Genomic DNA, 20,461 nt, shown 5'->3' with positions numbered 1-20,461 from the left:
GCCGCCGGGAGGCTGACTGTGTCATCGCAGCCCAGTGCGTCAACGAGCTGAGCCCCCCTCTCTCTGCGCGCCGCGCCGGTTGCGGCCAGACTTTGACCCAAGAGCCACCTTGTGCTGCGATGCCGCTACAGCTCGAGTATCTGCGCCCCAAGCGCTTGGGCGTCGTCTGCATCATGCGTGGCGAAAACGACGATACGCCCGGCACCATGCCGTTTCACAAACGCGAGCGCACAAGAATGCACCTGCGCGTCGAGTCCGGCAAACGGCTCGTCTAACAGCACGAGCTCGCCTGGGGCGGCAAAGGCGCGTGCCAGCTCAACGCGACGTCGCTGCCCGCCCGAAAGTTCGCGCACGGGGCGGGAGAGCGCATCTTTTGGCAGTAGCTCGCATGCGAGGTCGCGCGCGTCTTTGCGGGTAAAGCCCGGGCGCGCAAAGAGCAGAATATTGTCGATGGCATCAAGGTCTTCGACAAGGCGCGTATCTTGGAACATCATCGAACGTCCCTGGGCGGCGTTCTCAAGAGCACCGTCGAGCGGCTTTTGCAGGCGCGCCATAGTGCGCAAGAGGGTTGTCTTGCCTGTGCCCGAGGGGGCTTGAAGGCAAAGACGGGAAGACATGCCGAGTGCGAAGTCGAGGGGCTTGCTCAAAGGCACGTTGGCATATCCAATCAAGAGTCCTTGAGCGCGCAGGGAGGCGTCGGAGCTTCCGTGTCCACTTGCCCTAAGGTCGCGCGGAGCCCTTAGGGCAAGCTTCGCCGCACGGGGCCAAGTACCGCGAAGAAGCGCCATCGCGCCATGCTCAAATAACCAAGACAGGCAGATCACGCAAAACGTCCAGGCAAAAAGGTCGGGCGTTTCGAGCAGTAGTTTTGCCTGGTAGATTCTCTCGCCAAGGGAACCCGCGGGAACACCGATAAGCTCGGCGGCGATTCCCGCTTTCCAGCTCATGCCCAAGACGGTGCTGCTGGCAGCCTCCAGGTAGGGGAGGATTGCAGGCCATATGAGCGCGAAGAAGCGCCTTCGCCCGCGCGCGCCAAAGATTTCAAAGAGGTCGCGTTGACCTGCATCCATGTTGTCGAACCCTGCGCACAAAGCAAAGTAGATGGCGGGCACAACCAGGAGCAGCACCGTGATGACGCTGACGTTTGCCGCGCCGGTCCAGATAAGCAAGATGACGACGACGCAAGCGACCGGCGTGCTCTTGATGGCCAAAAGTGCCGGCTGCAGCAGGATGCGCACCGTACTCGTATGCCAAGATGCGGCGGCAAGGGCGCCGGCAATGATGTATCCAAGCAAAACGCCCGCCACGATGCGCAGTGTGGAAAACCAGATGCTGCTCCAAAACGTTTGCGTGCTTGACAGGCGATAAAGGGCAAACAGGGCGTCGAGCGGTCCGCAGAGCAAAATGCTGCTGCTGTCCAGCATGCTTGCCACCTGCCACACGACAAGCCAAAAGGCGACAGGCGCGCAACGGGTGAGGGCGCGCACGCTCAACGTCTTTTTATCGATCGGTGGGTTTGTATCCATGGGACAGCTCGCTGCGTCTAAGGGGGGCGGGGTGCGTCTTATGCCTGATAGTAGAAATCGTCAGCAGGAAGAGAGCCACCTACGGACGAGGCATCGGCTTGATAGAGTACCTCGAGGTAGCCGGCGAGCGCCTGCTTGAGCTTCTTGTCGGTAAGGCACACCAGGTGGCAAGCGGGAATGGCTTTCTGTGCCACTGCCTCGGACTCAAGGATGCCCTGCTCTACAACGAGTTTTGCAGCCTTCTCGGGATGCTTGTTGACGTACTCCACGCTTGCCGATTGGCCCTTGAGAAATTCCTCGACCGCACGGGGGTGCTCTTCTAGAAACTCATTGCGCACGACGGTGACGCCGGTGACCAGCTGGCTATCATCGCCGGCGGCATCGGCAGCCTCATTCCAGGCATCCGTGAGGTCGATGGGGGCGGCGAGGGCCTGATTTTTGGCGAGAGCTGCGGTGGCAAAGGGCTGCGGCAGCACGCCGATAGCCGTAGGGTCCGAGGCAAGAACGCTTACGACCTCGGCGGCCTCGCTTTTGAACTCGAGTGTGACACTGCCGGCGATGCCCGCGGCGTCAAGCAGGTAATTCATCACGTATTCCGGCGTGGTTCCCTTGCCGGTGAGGTAGACGGTCTTGCCTGCAAGGTCTTTGAGCGAGGCGATGGACGTGTCTGCCGTGACCACGCTAAGAACGCCGAGCGTATTGACGTTCAGGCAGGTGATACCGCCTTTGGTCTTGTTGTACACAACCGATGCCGCGTTTGCGGGAATGAGCGCGATGTCGGTATCGCCCTTGATAAGGGAGGGGAGCACTTCGTCTGCAGCTGTGGAGAGGGTGAACGAATAGCTGTTGGCAAGACCGCTGTCCTTGGATGCGGCCTGGTCCATAAAGTGTACGAGACCGATGGTGGTGGGACCCTTGAGCGAGGCGACGCGTACGCTGGTGGACGAGTTGCTCGCAGCCGATCCTGCTGTGGAGCCTTTGGTACCGGCGGCAGTGCCCTTGGCTCCGCAACCGGTGAGCGCGATGCTCATGATGCCGAGCCCCGCTGTGGACAAAAAGCCGCGCCTGCTAATCATCATGTTGCTGTCAAATGCGTTAGATTTCATTTCGAGCCCTTTCAAGATTTGATGCAAGGTGGGCATTTTTGCTTGCAGTGCCCCATGTTCAAGATATGACTCTACAATGATATACAATTGCTTATCGTTCAAGAGGGGGACGATTATGAGCAACACGATGCGCGGGGTATACACAGGCCTCGCAAAGATTCGCCGTACTGTTTTTTCCGAGGTCGCACGCCTGGCGTACCAGGGAGGAGCGGATGCCGAGGGCAGCGGCGAGGGCGATGCCAGCGACTACAGTTGGGTCGATGAGCTGCCGTACAAAATCATTCCGGGTGACGTGGCGGCCTACCGCGAGAGCGTCTTTTTGGAGCGCGCCGTCGTGGGCGAGCGCATCCGCTTGGCTATGGGTTTACCGCTGCAGGGTGTAGACAAGCCCGCCAAGCTCTCCGATGGCGTGGCCGAGGCGGCAAAACCAGAGACGTACTATCAGCCACCGCTCATCAACGTTATCAAGTTTGCCTGCAATGCCTGCGAGGATAACGTCTATCGCGTGATGCCGAGCGCTTGCCAGGGATGCTTAGCCCATCCGTGCCGCGAGATTTGCCCCAAGGGCGCCATTACCTTTAAGGACAAGAAAGCCTTTATCGATCACAGCAAGTGCATCAAATGCGGACGCTGTGCGCAGGTGTGCCCGTATCAGGCCATCCATCACCATGTGCGCCCTTGTGCGGAGGCTTGTGGCATGAACGCGATCGGTTCCGATGAACACGGCCGCGCCCAGATCGATTACGACAAGTGCGTGAGCTGCGGGCAGTGCCTGGTCAACTGCCCCTTTGGAGCCATTGCCGATAAGAGCCAGATTTTCCAGGTGATTCAGGCCGTACGCGCCGGCGAAGAGGTTATCGCCGAGGTCGCGCCTGCCTTTGTGGGTCAGTTTGGCGGCAAAGGCAATGTCGATAAGCTGCGAGAGGCCTTCCGCGACTTGGGATTCTCGGGTATGGAAGAGGTCGCCTTGGGTGCGGACCTGTGCGCCGTGCAGGAGGCACGTGACTTTTTGGACGAGGTTCCCGAGAAGATTCCGTTTATGGGCACGAGTTGCTGCCCCGCATGGTCGGTCATGGCAAAAAAGGAGTTCCCGGAGCACGCCGACTGCGTCTCGATGGCACTGACCCCCATGACGTTGACAGCACGTCTGATTCGCAAGCAGCATCCCAACGCCAAGATTGTATTTGTGGGGCCGTGTGCCGCCAAGAAGCTCGAGGCCATGCGCCGCAGCGTAAAGAGCGAGGTCGACTTCGTGCTCACATTCGAGGAGATGGCGGGCATGATGGATGCGAAGGGCATCGATTACACCAAGCTCGCAGGCGAGGGGTCGAGCGACTTTGACGTGGCGAGCGCCGATGGTCGCGGCTTTGCCGTCTCGGGCGGTGTGGCTACGGCGGTTGCCAACGCAATTCATCGCGTGCATCCCGACCGCGAGGTGAAGGTTGCGAATGCCGAGGGCCTTTCCGAGTGCCGCAAGATGATGAAGATGGCGGTAAAGGGCAAGTACGACGGCTATCTGCTTGAGGGTATGGCATGCCCGGGCGGATGCGTCGCAGGTGCAGGCACGCTCCAGGCCATCAACAAGACGACCGGCGCCGTGAAGATGTACGCAAAAAAGAGCCCCAATAAAAATGCTACGGATAACGAGTACATCGGCTATATTCCCGAGCTCGAGCGCCCAGGCGACGGTATTCACATCCATGCTGATGAAGCTGAGGCAATCGCCGTTCAGGAGACCTTTGAGGCGCAAAAGCCCCAGGAGTAGCGCCCTGGTGCGCGCTTCTGTGCCGCGTTTTGCCTTATAGATGATGTTGCGTCCCCGATGTCCTCGTGGTGTCGGGGACGCCTTTCTATATCTGATATCGAACCGAAAAAAGGCTCCCGCGCTTATGCACAGGAGCCTTTTGCATGAAGACGTGCTGGTATAGGCAGCGAATCTTACATGTGGTCGTGGCAGGTACGAGCGATAACGTCGAGCTGCTGCTCACGGGTAAGGTCGATGAACTTAACAGCGTAGCCGGAGACGCGGATGGTGAAGTTGGCGTACTCGGGCTTCTCGGGATGCTCCATAGCGTCCTTGAGCTTCTCGACGCCAAAGACGTTGACGTTGAGGTGGTGAGCACCGTTGGCGAAGTAACCGTCCATGACGTTCACAAGGTTGGTCACGCGCTGCTCGTCATCGTTGCCAAGAGCAGACGGGTTGATGGTCTGCGTGTTGGAGATGCCGTCCAGAGCGTACTCGTAGGGGAGCTTGGCCACGGAGTTGAGGGAGGCAAGCAGGCCGTTCTGCTCAGCACCGTAAGCGGGGTTAGCGCCCGGGGCAAACGGGGTGAATGCCTTGCGGCCGTCGGGGGTGCCACCGGTAGCCTTGCCGTACACCACGTTGGAGGTGATGGTAAGGATGGAGGTGGTGGGCTCGGAGTTGCGATAGGTGTGATGCTTGGCGATCTTCTTCATGAAGGTCTTCAGCAGCCACACGGCGATGTCGTCGGCGCGCTCGTCGTCGTTGCCGTACTTGGGGAAGTCGCCCTCGACCTCGTAGTCAACAACAATGCCCTGCTCGTCACGGACGGTCTTGACCTTGGCGTACTTGATAGCGCTGATGGAGTCGACCACGTGAGAGAAGCCGGCGATGCCAGTGGCGAAGGTACGACGCACGTTGGTGTCGATGAGAGCCATCTCGGCGGCCTCATAGTAGTACTTGTCGTGCATGTACTGGATGAGGTTCAGGATGTTGACGTACAGGTCGGCCAGCCAGTCCATCATCAGATCGAACTTGTGCATGACCTCGTCGTACTCGAGGTACTCGCTCGTGATAGGAGCGTACTCGGGGCCAACCTGCATGTGGTTGCCCTTCTTGTCCATGAACTTCTCGTCCTTACCACCGTTGATGGCGTAGTTGAGAGCCTTGGCGAGGTTGGCACGAGCGCCAAAGAACTGCATCTCCTTGCCGGTCTCGGTAGCAGACACGCAGCAGCAGATGCTGTAGTCGTCGCCCCAGACCGGACGCATGACGTCGTCGTTCTCGTACTGGATGGAAGAGGTGGTGACGGAGATCTTGGCAGCGTACTTGCGGAAGTTCTCGGGCAGACGCTTGCTGTAGAGAACCGTCAGGTTGGGCTCGGGAGCCGGACCCATGTTCTCCAGGGTGTGCAGGAAGCGGTAGTCGTTCTTGGTCACCATGTGACGACCGTCCTGGCCAAGGCCAGCGACCTCAAGCGTGGCCCAGACGGGGTCGCCGGAGAAGAGAGCCTGATAGGACGGAATACGAGCGAACTTGACAATGCGCAGCTTGAGCACCAGGTGGTCGATGAGCTCCTGAGCCTCGGCCTCGGTGATCTTACCGGCGGCAAGGTCGCGCTGGATGTAGATGTCCAGGAAGGTGGAAACGCGGCCCACGGACATGGCAGCGCCATTCTGGGTCTTGATGGCGGCCAGGTAGCCAAAGTACAACCACTGGACGGCTTCCTTGGCGTTGGTAGCCGGCTGAGAGATGTCGTAACCGTAAGCAGCGGCCATCTCCTTCATGCCCTTGAGGGCACGGATCTGCTCGGCGATCTCCTCGCGGGCACGCACGACGTCGTCGGTCATGGTGCGGCCGCCGCAGTTGAGCAGGTCCTCCTGCTTGCCGGCGATCAGGCGATCGATACCGTAGAGAGCGACACGACGGTAGTCGCCGACGATGCGGCCACGGCCATAGGTGTCAGGCAGACCGGTGATGACGTGGGAGTGACGAGCGGCGCGCATCTCGGGGGTGTACGCATCGAAGACGCCCTGGTTGTGGGTCTTGCGATACTCGTTGAAGATCTGATTGTACTTGTCGTTGACATGGAAGCCGTAGTTCTCGGCAGCCTGCTGGGCCATCTTGATGCCGCCATAGGGCATGAAGGCGCGCTTGAGCGGCTTGTCGGTCTGCAGACCCACAACCTGCTCCAGATCCTTCATCTCGGGATCGATGTAGCCAGCGCCATAGGCGGTCAGGCCAGAGACGATCTCGGTCTCACACTCGAGGACGCCGTTGTTGGCGCGCTCGGCTGCCTGAAGCTCCTGGACCTTGCCCCAGAGCTTGTCGGTCGCGTCGGTCGGACCGGCCAGGAAGGAGTCATCGCCATCATAGGCGGTGTAGTTGCGCTGGATGAAGTCGCGGACGTTGATGTCGTCCACCCAGTGACCTCCGGTAAAGCCATTCCACTCGTCGCGTAGTGCCATGTATGCCTCCTTGCATTCTCGTGCCGATCCCTGTTCGGCACGTTGATTACCTACATCTCGCCCCGTAGAATCCTTTGCGCACGCTCGGTGCGCTCGGGCGTCGGGGGGTCGACGTCACGAAGTTTGTAAGGGATGTTTAGCTCATCCCACTTGAAGATGCCCAGCGTGTGGTAGGGCAGAATCTCGACGCGTTTGACGCAATCGCCCAGCTCGGCGATAAAGTCGCGTGTGCGATACAGGTACTCGTCGACATCGGTGATGCCGGGAACGAGCACGTGGCGAATCCAGAGCGGCTGACCGATCTGGCTCAAGTAGCGCAGGCAGTCGAGGATGTTGGCGTTGTCGCGCCCGGTGAGCTTTTTGTGCTCCTCGGGGTCGATATGCTTGATGTCTGCCATCACCAGGTCGCACACGTCCATCAGCTTGGTAAACGTGCCAAAGTACGGCTCGTTGCGCGCGAATGGTGCAAGCGAGGTGTCGAGGCAGGTATTGATGCCGCGGGCTTTTGCTTTGGTGAAAAGATCGAGCACGAACTCGGTTTGAAGCAGAGCTTCGCCGCCCGAGACGGTAATGCCGCCCTCAGGACCCCAGTAGCTACGGTAGCGCTCGGCTCGATCGAGAAGCTCGTCGGCTTCGATCATCTCAGCGCCTTCTGCCGCCCAAGTGTCGGGGTTGTGGCAATAGCTGCAACGCATAGGGCAGCCCTTGAGGAAAATGATAAAGCGCACGCCGGGGCCGTCGGCCGAGCCAAATGATTCCGTGGAATGAACACGTCCCTGCATCGTCGCTCCTCTCGTCACGTCGGTGCCGCAGCGGGTTTCGTTTTTGAACCCGTGCAAAGCATGCGTCAGTACAAGTGCAATGTACTGTGTCCCGTAGGGGCGTTCCTTGATTAGAGTCAAGTAACGAGAAAAAATCAGGAAATTTTAAAGCGTTGGAAAGGCGGCGTGGAGATTCGTTAGAGAAATGACCATATGAACAATGTTCACAGGTAGATAGCGGATTTTGGCGGGTGCTTTTGGGCGACGCCACCGGGATGGTGCAGTGATGAAACGGGCGAAAGCGCGCTTCCAGATGAATACGTGGCGGGGAGGTGGCTTTCGCATTTGCCCACGGGCAGTGCGCGTCCGGGAACTCGCTAGTCCTCGTGGTGCGCGACATCTGCGAGTCCGTCGCGATCGAGCACGAGCAGCTTGCCTCGTCCCACGCGCTTGACAAGGCCTTCGCGGACAAACTGCGCCACGTGGCGCGAGACGGTCTCGGGGCGCAGGCCTACGGAGTTGGCAATATCTTCGAGGCGCATGTTGATTTCGGGGCCTACGCAGCTGTGGTCGCGCAGCAGCAGGTACTCGGCAAGACGGCGACGCGGGTTGCGGATACCCAGCATCATGGTCTTCTCTTCCGCGCGATCGAGCTCGGTGCATACCATGCGGATCAAGCCGAGTGCCACGCTGGGATGATTGGCGAGCATAGTTTCGAAGTCGGCGCGATGAATGCGGCACAGCTGCACGCGCGTGAGGCATTCAACGGAATAGTGGTAGATATGGTCTTTGAGGAACATGCCATACCAGAGAGCCTGGCCGTCATGCAGCACGTCGAGAACATATTCCTTGCCGCCGGGGGTGGTGCGGTAGGTCTTGATGCGCCCCGAGCGCACGACGATGATCGACTCGATGGGGTCGCCTTCATGCACGATGATGGACCCGCTTTCATGTGTCGAGTGGCGCGAACAGGCAAGCAGCTCGCGCTTGGCATCGGCGGGAAGGTCGGCAAACAGGCGGATGTTTTCCATGCACGATGACCCTGCGCGCGAGAAGGCGCAGTTATGGCCCGCGCCGGCGCAAACTCGCCCGGTTTGGTTCATGCTCAGCTTGTCATCCATATGCGCATCTCCGATTACGCGCAGTAATACGTTGGAGTTTATTGTCACATAAAAGGCGTGTCGGCGGTATGGTGCGCGCGGCGGGGCTGATGCACACGCGGCGGGGCTGGTGCGTGCCGCTGCGGCTCTATCGACGTTTTCACGCTGCCAAATGGAGCAAAAAATCCCATTTAGGGCGTCGATGGTACCGACTAAACGGGACTTTCTGCTTCATTTGGAAACCGCACGCTGACGATACGTTCTGCCATGCGTCAACGCCCGTGTTTACACTGCGGTGTGCGACAATGGGCGGCATGTGAAACGGCGGCGACGGCCGCGGGCGACTACCGTGGGCGATGGACGTGGCGATGGCCGCGGGCACTCGGCATCGGCCTCGACGCGCGGCCTTCGCGGCAACATGGCCGCAACGGAATCTGGATTGCGAGGGGAAATGTATGAAGCAGGCAGTTATCGGCATCTTGGCGCATGTGGATGCAGGTAAGACCACGCTTGCCGAGGCAATGCTCTTCGACGCGGGGCAAATCCGCATCCGCGGACGCGTCGATAACGGCGACTCGCACCTGGATACCGATGCAATCGAGCGCGAGCGCGGCATCACCATCTTCTCTTCGCAGGCAGTGATCGAGCGCGGGGATACGCGCTTCATGCTCGTCGACGCCCCGGGGCATGTCGATTTTTCTGCCGAGGCGGAACGAACACTCCAGGCGCTCGATTATGCGATTCTGGTCGTTGGCGCCAACGACGGTGTCCAAGGACACACCGAGACGCTGTGGCGCCTGCTCGACCGTTACAACATCCCTTCGTTCATCTTCGTCAACAAGATGGATTTGGAGAACCCCGGGCGTGAGGCGATCGCTGCCGAGCTGCAACGTCGTTTGGGTGAGGGCTGTTTGGATGCCGAGGAGCTTTTGTCCGAAGGTCCCGCGCAAGAGGACGCCGCCGCGCTTGATGAGCGGGCGCTCGAAGAATATCTGGGCGAGGGATCGCTCTCGCTGCCGACGCTTTGCCGACTGGTGCGCGGGCGCGCCTTCTTTCCGTGCTTTTACGGATCGGCCCTCAAGGACCAGGGCGTGGCCGAGCTGTTGGATGGTATGGGCAGGCTTATCGAGGAACGCGTCTGGCCTGGCGATTTTGCCGCGCGCGTGTATCGAGTGAGCCATGGCGACCATGGGGAGCGCCTTGCCTGGCTCAAGGTAACCGGCGGCGTTCTCCGTGCAAAACAGCTGGTGGAGGGGATTGCCGCGAGCGAGGCATGGCGCGACAAGATAGATCAGGTGCGCATCTACAACGGTTCGAGGTTCGAGCTTGCGCAGGAAGTTCCCGCGGGCGCCATCTGCGCCGTCACCGGTCTTTCCCATGTGCGGCCAGGCGATGCTTTGGGCGCGGAGCCTACGGGAATCTCGCCGATGATCGCGCCGGTTCTCACCTATACCGTGCTTCCCGGCGAGCAAGACGTCCATGCCGTCTATACCGCGCTTTCCGAGTTAGCGGACGAGGACCCCATGCTCGGCGTGAACTGGAATACCCATCTGGAGCAAATCCATCTGCAGCTTATGGGAGCGGTGCAGCTGGAGGTGGTCGAGCGTTTGCTTGCCGACCGCTTTGGCCTTGCGGTCAGCTTTGCACCGGGCGGCATTCTCTATAAAGAGACGATTAACCATCCGGTTGAGGGCGTGGGACACTTTGAGCCACTGCGTCATTATGCCGAGGTGCACCTGCGTCTGGAACCGTTGCCGGCAGGCTCGGGTGTGGAGTTTGGCACCGTGACTTCGACCGACGAGCTCGACCTTAACTGGCAGCGCTTGGCACTCACCAATGCCATGGAGCGCGAGCATTTGGGCGTGCTCACGGGCTCGCCCATAACCGATATGCGCATCACGCTCACGGGTGGCCGCGCGCATGCCAAGCATACCGAGGGCGGGGACTTTCGCCAGGCTACATACCGTGCCATTCGCCAGGGACTTATGGAAGCACAGACGATGGGCGCCGCCGTGCTGCTGGAGCCGTGGTATCGCTTTGAGCTCGACGTGCCAGGCGAGTGCGTGGGCCGTGCGCTTGCCGATCTTACGCGCATGGGCGCCGAATACGAACCTCCTGTGATGGCAGGGGAGCGCGCGACCCTCAGTGGGCGCGTTCCGGCGTCTGAGGTGCAGGATTACGCGCTTGACGTTGCTGCCTATACAAGCGGCCTCGGTCGCTTTTATCTGGAGCTTTCCGGCTACGCGCCATGCCATGACGCCGAGCGTGTGATTGAGCAGGCCGCCTACGAGCCTGAGGCCGACCTGCCCAACACGCCCGACTCGGTCTTTTGCTCCCATGGTGCTGGCTACACTGTCAAATGGAACGATGTTCCAGCCACGGCTCACGTGCGTATCGACCCTGGTACCTTCCGCCCCTGGCGCCCGGCAGACGCCGAGTTCTTTGGCCGCTAAAACTGGCTATGTGGAGTGGCCGGCCCGACGTTAAGCGTGTCGTGCGGGAATGATTGAGAATGAGAATGATGAGGGAGCGTCCGATGTCCGAACAACCGACTCCAGATGCAATCGAGGTGCGCGGTGCACACGTCCATAACCTGAAAGATATCGATATCGACATTCCGCTGGGCAAGCTTGTGGGCATTGCCGGTGTCTCGGGTTCGGGCAAGAGCTCGTTGGCGCTGGGCGTGCTCTATGCCGAAGGATCGCGCCGCTATCTGGAAGCGCTCAGCACCTACACACGCCGTCGCCTTACGCAGGCCGAACATGCGCAGGTGGACGAGGTGCTGCACGTGCCGGCAGCCTTGGCGCTGCACCAGCGCCCCAGCGTGCCGGGCGTGCGTTCGACCTTTGGTACCATGACCGAGCTCAACAACAGTCTGCGCCTGCTCTTTAGCCGCTGCACACATCACGTGTGTCCTCACTGTGGCACGCGTGTGGAGCCGAGCCTCAACGTGGCGGCGGGTTTACCTCTTGTCTGTCCGTCGTGCAGTTGCGAGTTCTACGCACCGGGTGCCGAGGACCTGGCGTTCAACAGCGGCGGCGCGTGCCCGACTTGTGGCGGCACCGGTATCACGCGCGAGGTGGACGAGGCGAGTTTGGTTCCCGATGAGACCAAGACCATCGATGAGGGCGCGGTGCTTCCCTGGGGCTCGCTCATGTGGGATCTCATGAAGCAGGTTGCTGGTGAGATGGGCGTGCGTACCGATGTGCCATTCAACCAGCTGACTCCTGCCGAGCGCGACATCGTCTTTCACGGGCCGGCCGAGAAGAAGCACATTCTCTACGTTCCCAAGAACGGCGAGGGTGCCACGCCGCTTGACTTCACCTATTACAACGCGGTCTATACCGTCGAAAACGCGCTCGCCAAAGTTAAGGACGACAAAGGGCTCAAGCGCGTGGCGCGTTTCCTGCGCGAGGGGCTGTGCCGTGATTGCGGCGGCACGAGGCTTTCGGCCGCGGCGCGACGTCCCCAGGTGCGGGGCATCGACCTGGCACAGGCTGCCGCCATGACGCTGGGCGAGGCAATCGAGTGGGTGCGCGGCGTGCCCGCGTCCCTGCCCGCCGAGATGCAGCCCATGGCAACGGATATCTGCGATTCGTTTTTGTCGACGGCGCGTCGCCTGGTCGATCTGGGCCTGGACTACCTCGCGCTCGACCGTGCCGGCTCCACGCTTTCCACGGGTGAGCGACAGCGCGTACAGCTTGCCCGCGTGGTGCGCAATCGCTCCACGGGTGTGCTCTATGTGCTGGACGAGCCTTCGATTGGCCTGCACCCGGCCAATGTCGACGGCCTGGTGGGCGTCATGCGCGATTTGGTTGCAGACGGCAACACGGTGGTGGTTGTCGATCACGACACGCGTGTGCTTACGCAGGCCGATTATCTCGTCGAGATGGGCCCTGCTGCTGGAGTCGCCGGTGGCAATGTGCTCGCGGCGGGCACGGTCGACGAGGTGGCCGCTTCCCCCAAGAGCCGCATCGCTCCGTTTTTGCACATGTTGCCTCGGCGTTTGCGCCCATCAATCGCCGAAGACGAGCTGTTTGACCATGGGCACATTCGCATGGCGACGGGTGCGGTCCATACGGTGAAGCCCCTGGAAGTTGATATCCCCCGCGGCCGTTTGACGGCGGTCACGGGTGTTTCTGGCTCGGGTAAGACCACACTTGTGCTCGAGACGCTCATTCCTGCCCTCAAAGCTCAAGCAGCAGGCGAGCGCATGCCGAGCCATGTACGCTGGATCGATGCCGAGGGGATTGCTCGCGCGAACCTTATCGATGCGACGCCCATTGGCGCTAACGTGCGCTCGACGGTCGCGACCTATGCCGATATCCACGACGAGCTTCGCCGTGCCTACGCGCGCACGCCCGAGGCAAAAGAAGCGGGTTACAAGGCGGGCGCCTTTAGCTACAATACCGGGTCCCTGCGTTGCCCTACGTGCGATGGCACAGGCTCGATATCGCTTGACGTGCAGTTCTTGCCCGATGTCGAGATCGTTTGTCCCGCGTGCCGCGGTTCGCGCTATGCCGAGGCGGCCTCGCATATTCATCGCGAGAGCGCAGATGGCAGCCTCCTTACGCTGCCGCAGCTCATGGACATGAGCGTGGACGAGGCGCTCGATGCGACGCTGGGTCTCAAGAAGGTTCAGGCGCGTTTGCAAACCTTGCACGACTTGGGGCTCGGGTACTTGACGCTCGGCGAGCCCACGCCGGCGCTTTCGGGAGGCGAAGCTCAGCGCCTTAAGCTTGCAAGCGAGATGGGCCGCGTGCAAGACGATGCCGTCTTTGTGTTCGACGAGCCTACGATTGGCTTGCATCCGCTTGATGTCGAGGTTCTGCTGGGCGTTTTTGACGGTCTGGTTTCCAAGGGCGCAACCGTTGTGGTGATCGAGCATGACCTCGACCTTATCCGCAATGCCGACTACGTGATCGATATGGGGCCCGGCGGCGGTGATGCCGGGGGCAGAATCGTTTGTGCGGGGACGCCCACTGCGGTTGCAGCGTTTCCCAAGAGCGTTACCGGTCGCTACCTGTAGTTCCTCCAACACATTCTTGCATGCAAAAAAGCCGCTGCGAGGGCGATTCCTCGCAGCGGCTCGCTGTGCGCAAAGGATGGGTGGTGCTTGGTCTTTTATGCGCGGTGCCAATCGGTCAGGCAGGCATCGAGGCCGGCGATGACGGCATCTTTATCCATATGGCGGCCGATGATGCACAGGCGCGTCTCGCGGTCGCCCACCTCGTCGTCCCAATAGTCACGAAGCTCGGGATTGTCGGCAATGATCTGCTGCTTTTCGTCCTCGGGCGCGGAATCCACAAACAGGCCGTTCTCCATCAGGCGCATCTGGTGGCCTGCCTGCTCAAAGATGTAGCACATGTCGGGATTGGCGTTTTGCCACAGCGGACCCTTGGCGCGAATGACTTCGTCGGGCCAGTCCTGCTCCACAAAGTCGGTGAATTTCTCCAGGTCAAAGGGCTTACGACGAGCGTAGACAAAGGTCTCGATGTCGTATTCCAAAACCTCGGGGTCGTCGTGCTCCTCGGGATGCTCCATGGCCTCGACCCAAGCGGCGGACTTATAAGCGCGGCTAAAGTCAAAGCGGTCGGTATCCAGCAGCTCGTCCATGGGGACATTGCCCTGCTCAGCCTCGACGATCACGGCGTCCTTTTGCAGGCCACGCACGATGGCCTTGAGCTCGGCGATTTGCTCGGGCGTCACGGTGTCGGTCTTGTTGAGCACGAGCGTGGTGCAAAACTCGATCTGCTGGATCAGCAGGCTCTCGATGTCGTCCTCGTCGATATTCTCGGCCAGCAGGTCGCGGCCGCCGTTGAACTCGTCGTACATGCGCGCGCAGTCCACCACGGCAACGATGTTGTCGAGCGCGAGCAGGGGCTCGCCGTCCGTCTTGGCGTCGTCGCAGAAGGAAGAGATGGTGTAGGCGATGGGGATGGGCTCGCAGATGCCGGAGGCCTCGATGATGATGTAGTCGAAGTCGCCGGATTCGGCGATGCCCTGCAGCTGGTTGGCGAGGTCTTCGGACAGCGTGCAGCAGATGCAGCCGTTGGTGAGGGGGATGAGGTCGTCTGCCTCGGAAAGGCCGCCGTCGGCGATAAGATCGGCATCGACGTTGATCTCGCCGATGTCGTTGACGATCACGGCGGCACGGATACCGCCATCGTTTTCGAGGATATGGTTGAGTAAGGTGGTCTTGCCGGCACCGAGGTAGCCGGTGAGCATCACGATCTTGACAGGCTTGTTGGGCATGGGCCCTCCTTTGTTAGTCGCAGCTGACAGGTGAATCTTAGAACAGACCGCGCCTTATGTACCCGCCCGCGGGATAAAAATCACAGAGAGGGTTTGTGCGTGCCGAAAAAACAGCCGCGGGCTGCCTGTGGGTTGGGCTTGCCTGCGGCTGCGATAACGAGCGTTTGCGCGTGGACGGTGTGTCTACTCCCAGGTCTTCCAAACGTCGGGGGCGTAGCCGACGGTGGCGGCACGTCCGTTGCGCACGATGGGCTCCGCGAGCACCTGCTGGTTTTCGAGCAGCTTGTCGAAGCGCTGGCTCTCGGCTAGATGCTGCACGAGTGCCAGTGCGTCCTGGTCTTTGGCCTTGGGGTCCAGCAGCGCATCGATGCCGCCCACGGCGCGCATCACGCTTTGTAGCTCGCCCTTGCTCATCTCCTTTTCGCGCAGGTCGATGAATTGGACCTTGATACGGCGCTCCTTGAAATAACGCTGCGCCTTCTTGGTGTCGAAGCTCTTCTTGGTGCCAAAGATCTGAATGTTCACGATGTCTGCCTCTTCGTTGGAGTGCGTCTGCCTTGCGACATGGTATCGCACGGCGAGCGTGAAAGGACGCTAACGAATGAAGTTCGTCCTGGCGCGCTCCGGCTCGGGCACGGTGATGCCCGCGGCGCGCCCTGCTTCGATGCATTTGAGCATCCATGCCATGTTGCGGCCCAGGTTGCGCATGGTTGCCATGCCCTCGGCATCTTGAAGGGCTTCTTCGGGCGCGCCTCCAAAGGCGACGTTCCAGTAGGTGGAGGAGACGACGGGCATTTGGTTGATGGTGAAGTACTTGTTGAGCACGTCGACGCTGGCGCACGTTCCTGCGCGGCGAGCGACGGCGATGGATGCTCCGGGCTTGTGGGCAAAGGCGGCGCCGCCGGCGTAGAAAGCACGATCAAGGAAGGAGAGGATGCGTCCCGAAGGATGCGCGTAATAGACCGGTGTGCCAAAGACAAAGCCGTCGGCCTGGGCGGCGAGGTTTAGAAACTTGTTAACGGGATCGTCGTCAAAGACGCAGTGACCATCGAGGTCGGAGCATCGATTACAGGCAATGCAATCACGATACGCGCCGGCACCGAGTTGGAAGATTTGGGTATCGATGCCTTCGGTCTCGAGTGTCTGCGCTATCTGCTGTAGCGCTGTCGCTGTGTTTCCATGCACCCTGGCGCTGCCGTTAACCAATAGAACCTTCATGGGCCCTCCCCGGTATTTCGTGTACATGTCCTGGATTATCGCACGTTGCTAGGCGTATGCGCTCGCGACTCAGGCGTATACTGTCGCGCATCGAGAAAGAGGACGAATGCAACAGACGATTTCTACTGCGGATCTGCCGCGCCGTACCGGTGTGGTGCTCGAGGGCGGCGGCTTTCGAGGCCTCTACACCGCCGGCGTGCTTGATGTGTGGATGGAGCACGGTGTTACTGCCGATGGAACGGTGGGAGTCTCGGCAGGTGCTGCCTTTGGATACAATTTCAAGTCCCGCCAGGTCGGACGTGTGTTGCGCTACAACACGGCCTATGCTGCCGATCCGCGCTATGCGAGTTTGCGCAACTGGCTACGCACAGGCGACCTGTACAGTCGCGATTTTGCCTATGGCGAAGTACCGCTCGTGCTCGACCCGGTGGATACCGAGACATTTTGCTCCTGGCCCATGCGCTTTACGGCGGTGGCGACCGATATCAACACGGGCGAGGCGGTCTATCACGACCTCGAACACGGTGATGCGAGCGACATCGAGTGGATTCGCGCATCGGCATCGATTCCCGTGCTGTCGCGTCCCGTGAAGCTCGACGGCCGCGCGCTTTTAGATGGCGGTGCTGCCGATTCCATTCCTGTGGCATGGATGCGCGGGCAGGGCTATCAAAAGATCGCCGTCGTACTTACTCAGCCGCGAGGGTATCGCAAAAAGCCCAACCGCATGATGCCCCTCCTGCGACTTTGGCTACACCGATATCCGCACTTGGTTGAGTTGCTTGCGCACCGTCACGCGCAGTACAACGCATGCCTGGATATGATCGAGCGTCTTGAGCGCGAGGGGACATTATTTGTGATCCGCCCCAGTCGGGACGTAAGCGTACCCGCCATATGTAAAGACCCGCAAAAGCTCGAGGAGATATACGAAGTGGGGCGTGCCGACGCGCTGCGCACGCTCGATGGTTTGCAGACATTCTTTGCGTAATATTCGATGCCTGCGGCATAGAATAAACTTTGATTTCGAGCCGGACGTCCAGCCGGCGTGATTCTTCGCGGTTTATCATTTGGGTACGCGATGAACGCGAGGGGAGGTTGCCGTGAGCCAGATACAAGACGACTCTTGGCGATTCCCCATGCCGCTTATGTGCTCGGCGTTTGAATCGGGGATGCTCGATTACACGCTTGCCCAGATGCCCAAGGACGGTTTTGGGGCCATTGCACATGCCGAGGCGTTCTATTATCGGGGTCTTCCCGATGATGCTTGTCGCCTGGCAGAACCCTATCTGACCTCGGAGGATCTGTCGCTTCGGCTTTCGGCGTGCCTGATTTGCTCCTATGCGAACCTGTCGCTTAATCGCTCCATGGCGGCGCGCCGTTGTTTGAAATACCTTGAGGAGACGGGGAAAGACCCGCGCGTTACCGAGAATCCGCGTGCTCGTGCCTCGTATATGCTCTTTGCGGCGAGTGCCTGCGTGCTACTGCATTTTCCCTCTCCGGTATCGCGGGAGGAATTCAACTCATATGCCGCGCTGCTTCCCGAGGGCTTGCGCCTGTTTGCGACGTATGCGCTGGCGCATCGCTCCTACCTTGAGGGCGATTACGGGCGCTGCGTGGGCATGGCCGAAAACGCCTTGTCGATGAAGCAGGGGAGCTATCCTGTGGCGGAGATCTTTTTGCACGTGATGACTGCTGTGGGGTGGATCAACCAGCATGATACCGATCGTGCCAAGGCGCATTTCATACGTGCCTGGCATATAGCGCAGCCCGACGATTTGATTGAGATGCTCGGTGAACACCATGGGCTTTTGCAAGGCGTGCTCGAATCGTGTCTCAAAAAAGACTTCCCGCAGGACCTTGCGCGCATCATCAAGATTACCGACCGCTTTAGCCGCGGTTGGCGCAGCGTCCATAACCCCACAGCGGGGGCAAGCGTTGCGGACAATCTGACGACGACGGAATTCGCTATCTCCATGTTGGCCTGTCGCGGGTGGACAAACGACGAAATCGCTGCCCATCTGCAGATATCGCGTGGGACGGTAAAGAACCGCCTGTCGAGCGCCTATGCCAAATTGGGCATTTCGAGCCGTGCTGCATTAAGGCAGTTTATGCTGCTGTAAGAGGCACGCTCGGTATCGCCGGCGAGAGCGTCCCGGCAGGCTTACATGAACAAAAAGGGGCCATCGAGCTGTGCCGATGACCCCAATGATGTGTATGGGCTGCCTGTCCTGCGTTTTCTATGCTTGACGCCAAGTCTCAACGAGCCCTGCCGCTGCGGCGTGCGGATCGGGCGCGCTACAGACTGCGGAGACGACGAAGAACCCCTCGACGCCCGTGGCCTTGAGGGCGGGCAGATCTGCTGCCTTCACGCCGCCGCCAACCACGATGGGCCGCGGGCTGACCTCGTGCAGGGCACGCAGGTCGTCGAAATCCTGCGTGACGATGCTGCCATCGGAGGTGAGTCCGGCGTCTTTTTTGGTCGCCGTCTCATGCAGGGGACCGACGCCCAGGTAGTCGACAAGGCTCATGTCCGCTGTCTTCACGTACTCGAGCATCTCCTCGCAGCGGGCGGAGAGGCCCACGATGGCGTCGGGTCCCAGAAGCTTGCGGCACACGTCCACGGGGATGTCGGATTGGCCCACATGCACGCCATCGCACTTGATGCCGCGCTCGCGGGCGGCAAGCACTGCATCGAGGCGATCGTCGATGAGCAGCGCCACCTGGTCGCTCTTGCCTGCGCGGGCGATGACATCTGCCGCTTGTGCCGTGTATTCGATGAGGTCGCGCACGGAGCAGACCTTGGAACGAATCTGCATGCAGGTAAAACCGGCATCGAGGGCCTGCTCCACCACGTCTGCAACGGGACGTCCCAGGGTGTTTTCGGGTCCCAGTACCAGGTATGCCGAGATATCCAGATTGTCGCGCATGGTCATGGTCTATGCCTCCTGTGCTTTGAGCTGGGCGTCCAGACGCTCCAGTTTGCCGTCCATCATGTGATCGAAGCCCGGTCGCACATCTGCCTTGAGCACGACCTCGGTGCGAACGCCCTTTTCTGCCAAGACAAAGGTGGCATCCTTGACCACCTGCATGACTTCGTCCCATTCGCCTTCAATCTCGGTGAACATCGAGGTCGTGCGGCTGGGAAGGCCGGACTCACGGATGACGCGTACGACTTCTGCCACCTCGGCAGATAGCTCGTCGCCCGTGCCGCAGGGTGCGATGGCGACAGCGATAAGCGTGTTCATCTAGGCCTCCTCGACGCACATCGGGTTTGCGGCGATCTCTTCGCCCGTGGCGCGGTAGAGCTCATCGATAAAAGCGACCTTGAAGCTTGCGGGCGCGGTGGCCACGGCTGCGGCGCGCGTGCCGGCGAGGTTGTAGTGGGCCGTGCCGGCGACCGCCGCGGTAAAGGCGTCGGCGCAGGTGGCGTAGACGGCAAGCACGCCGCCCTGGGAGCAGCCGCAGCCCGTGATCTTGGACATGAGCTCGCTGCCTCCGTGCGAGCGCACGACGGTGGTGCCATCGGTCACAAGGTCGACCTCGCCGGAGACTACCACGGCACCACCCGTGTAGCGGGCGAGCGCGACTGCGGCCTCGCGTGCGGCGTCAACGCCGTCGGTGGTGTCCACGCCGCGAGGACGGTCGAGGGCGTCTTCGGCGCCAAGGAGCTCCCACAGACTTGCGAGAGCGATGATCTCGGAGGCGTTGCCGCGAACGATGGTGGGCTTGTAGGGTTTGAGCTCTTCGAGCAGCTTGGTGCGCAGGCCGCCAATGCCCAGGCCTACCGGGTCGAGCACCCATGCCTTGCCGGCGTCGTGTGCGGCCTTGGCCGTTGCGGGGATAGTTTGTTCATAAATGGGGAAGAGCGTTCCCATGTTGAGATACACGGCGTTGCCGGCTGCCACGAGGGCCTCGCCCTCGTCGGGCAGATAGACCATGGCTGCCGAGCCGCCAACGGCGAGCTGGGCGTTTGCCACAAAGTCGATGGTTACGGTGTTGGTGATGGAACCCGCCATGGGGTTGGTCTCGCGCACCTTGCGTGCGGCGGCCGCAACGGCGGCTTCGATCTGGTTCTTTTCGATCATGCATGCCTCCCTAGGCTTTTGGGGATGCTGCACGTAAAGCTACAGTGTCCCAAAACCATGAGGACATGCTCCCTACGCCAGCGCTAACTGACAGGTTCAAAGGGTTGGGCACATGCCCTCTCAGCCTGCTCGCGCGCACGCGGCGGCACCCCTGCATCGAATCTGTGGCATACATGGTACTCCATGAGGCGGGTTTGCGCCGTT

At 60.6% G+C, this 20,461-nt stretch carries 16 protein-coding genes and 1 riboswitch; of the genes, 5 read left to right on the top strand and 11 right to left on the bottom strand.

Annotation, left to right across the window (positions count from 1 at the left end):
* Positions 1-125: 125 nt before the first annotated feature.
* Both BQ9843_RS00305 and BQ9843_RS00300 read right to left on the bottom strand, forming a co-directional pair.
* Positions 126-1,526: an ATP-binding cassette domain-containing protein gene (locus BQ9843_RS00305; protein WP_075843426.1), complete on the bottom strand. Its 1,401-nt coding sequence runs from the start codon at positions 1,524-1,526 to the stop codon at positions 126-128.
* A gap of 38 nt (positions 1,527-1,564) precedes the next feature.
* Positions 1,565-2,632, bottom strand: a complete 1,068-nt coding sequence (locus BQ9843_RS00300) for an ABC transporter substrate-binding protein (protein ID WP_075843425.1) — start codon at positions 2,630-2,632, stop codon at positions 1,565-1,567.
* Positions 2,633-2,747: 115 nt separating this feature from the next.
* Here BQ9843_RS00300 and BQ9843_RS00295 point away from each other — a divergent pair, with 115 nt between their 5' ends.
* Entirely contained in the window at positions 2,748-4,397 is a 1,650-nt protein-coding gene (locus BQ9843_RS00295; protein WP_075843424.1) for a 4Fe-4S dicluster domain-containing protein, read from the top strand.
* Between the two features lie 173 nt (positions 4,398-4,570).
* Here the strand turns inward: BQ9843_RS00295 and pflB are convergent, their stop codons facing one another.
* From pflB to BQ9843_RS00280, 3 genes are all read right to left on the bottom strand, one after another.
* On the bottom strand, positions 4,571-6,841 hold the full coding sequence (gene pflB / locus BQ9843_RS00290) for a formate C-acetyltransferase (protein WP_022386279.1): 2,271 nt from the start codon (positions 6,839-6,841) through the stop codon (positions 4,571-4,573).
* 50 nt (positions 6,842-6,891) lie between these two features.
* Positions 6,892-7,623, bottom strand: coding sequence for a pyruvate formate-lyase-activating protein (pflA, locus tag BQ9843_RS00285; protein ID WP_083647847.1), 732 nt, complete (start codon positions 7,621-7,623; stop codon positions 6,892-6,894).
* Positions 7,624-7,979: 356 nt separating this feature from the next.
* A complete protein-coding gene (locus BQ9843_RS00280) occupies positions 7,980-8,633 on the bottom strand; it encodes a Crp/Fnr family transcriptional regulator (protein WP_230205504.1) in 654 nt (217 codons plus the stop codon).
* A 524-nt stretch (positions 8,634-9,157) separates the two neighbouring features.
* On the opposite strand from BQ9843_RS00280, the gene BQ9843_RS00275 reads away from it, so the two are divergent.
* The gene (locus BQ9843_RS00275; protein ID WP_075843423.1) at positions 9,158-11,155 is read left to right on the top strand and encodes a GTP-binding protein; all 1,998 of its coding nucleotides are present in this window, start codon (positions 9,158-9,160) and stop codon (positions 11,153-11,155) included.
* Positions 11,156-11,238: 83 nt separating this feature from the next.
* Positions 11,239-13,731 (top strand): excinuclease ABC subunit UvrA, encoded by a 2,493-nt coding sequence (locus tag BQ9843_RS00270; RefSeq protein ID WP_143327591.1) that lies wholly within the window; start codon positions 11,239-11,241, stop codon positions 13,729-13,731.
* 95 nt (positions 13,732-13,826) lie between these two features.
* Here BQ9843_RS00270 and BQ9843_RS00265 read toward each other — a convergent pair whose 3' ends face one another.
* The 3 genes from BQ9843_RS00265 to BQ9843_RS00255 all read right to left on the bottom strand — a co-directional run bounded on the left by BQ9843_RS00265 (position 13,827) and on the right by BQ9843_RS00255 (position 16,175).
* On the bottom strand, positions 13,827-14,957 hold the full coding sequence (locus tag BQ9843_RS00265; RefSeq protein WP_075843421.1) for a GTP-binding protein: 1,131 nt from the start codon (positions 14,955-14,957) through the stop codon (positions 13,827-13,829).
* 183 nt (positions 14,958-15,140) lie between these two features.
* On the bottom strand, positions 15,141-15,482 hold the full coding sequence (locus BQ9843_RS00260; RefSeq protein ID WP_075843480.1) for an arsenate reductase family protein: 342 nt from the start codon (positions 15,480-15,482) through the stop codon (positions 15,141-15,143).
* 69 nt (positions 15,483-15,551) lie between these two features.
* Positions 15,552-16,175 (bottom strand): flavodoxin family protein, encoded by a 624-nt coding sequence (locus BQ9843_RS00255; RefSeq protein ID WP_075843420.1) that lies wholly within the window; start codon positions 16,173-16,175, stop codon positions 15,552-15,554.
* 106 nt (positions 16,176-16,281) lie between these two features.
* Between BQ9843_RS00255 and BQ9843_RS00250 the strand changes: the two genes are divergently transcribed.
* Together BQ9843_RS00250 and BQ9843_RS00245 are read left to right on the top strand one after the other, a co-directional pair.
* A complete protein-coding gene (locus tag BQ9843_RS00250) occupies positions 16,282-17,160 on the top strand; it encodes a patatin-like phospholipase family protein (protein WP_195906583.1) in 879 nt (292 codons plus the stop codon).
* A gap of 112 nt (positions 17,161-17,272) precedes the next feature.
* The gene (locus tag BQ9843_RS00245; protein ID WP_143327590.1) at positions 17,273-18,292 is read left to right on the top strand and encodes a helix-turn-helix transcriptional regulator; all 1,020 of its coding nucleotides are present in this window, start codon (positions 17,273-17,275) and stop codon (positions 18,290-18,292) included.
* A gap of 117 nt (positions 18,293-18,409) precedes the next feature.
* On the opposite strand, the gene BQ9843_RS00240 is transcribed toward BQ9843_RS00245, so the two are convergent.
* The 3 genes from BQ9843_RS00240 to BQ9843_RS00230 are packed head-to-tail and all read right to left on the bottom strand — an operon-like array spanning position 18,410 to position 20,257.
* On the bottom strand, positions 18,410-19,105 hold the full coding sequence (locus BQ9843_RS00240; protein ID WP_075843418.1) for a thiamine phosphate synthase: 696 nt from the start codon (positions 19,103-19,105) through the stop codon (positions 18,410-18,412).
* Positions 19,106-19,108: 3 nt separating this feature from the next.
* Positions 19,109-19,417: a thiamine-binding protein gene (locus BQ9843_RS00235; protein WP_075843417.1), complete on the bottom strand. Its 309-nt coding sequence runs from the start codon at positions 19,415-19,417 to the stop codon at positions 19,109-19,111.
* Positions 19,418-20,257, bottom strand: a complete 840-nt coding sequence (locus BQ9843_RS00230) for a hydroxyethylthiazole kinase (RefSeq protein ID WP_075843416.1) — start codon at positions 20,255-20,257, stop codon at positions 19,418-19,420.
* 52 nt (positions 20,258-20,309) lie between these two features.
* Positions 20,310-20,420, bottom strand: a riboswitch (TPP riboswitch).
* Positions 20,421-20,461: the final 41 nt, after the last annotated feature.

Origin of the sequence: Collinsella bouchesdurhonensis, assembly GCF_900155365.1 — a bacterium.
Taxonomy (GTDB): domain Bacteria; phylum Actinomycetota; class Coriobacteriia; order Coriobacteriales; family Coriobacteriaceae; genus Collinsella; species Collinsella bouchesdurhonensis.
The sequence above is the reverse complement of the archived record's forward strand: the minus strand, read 5'-3'. Positions and strand labels throughout refer to the sequence as shown.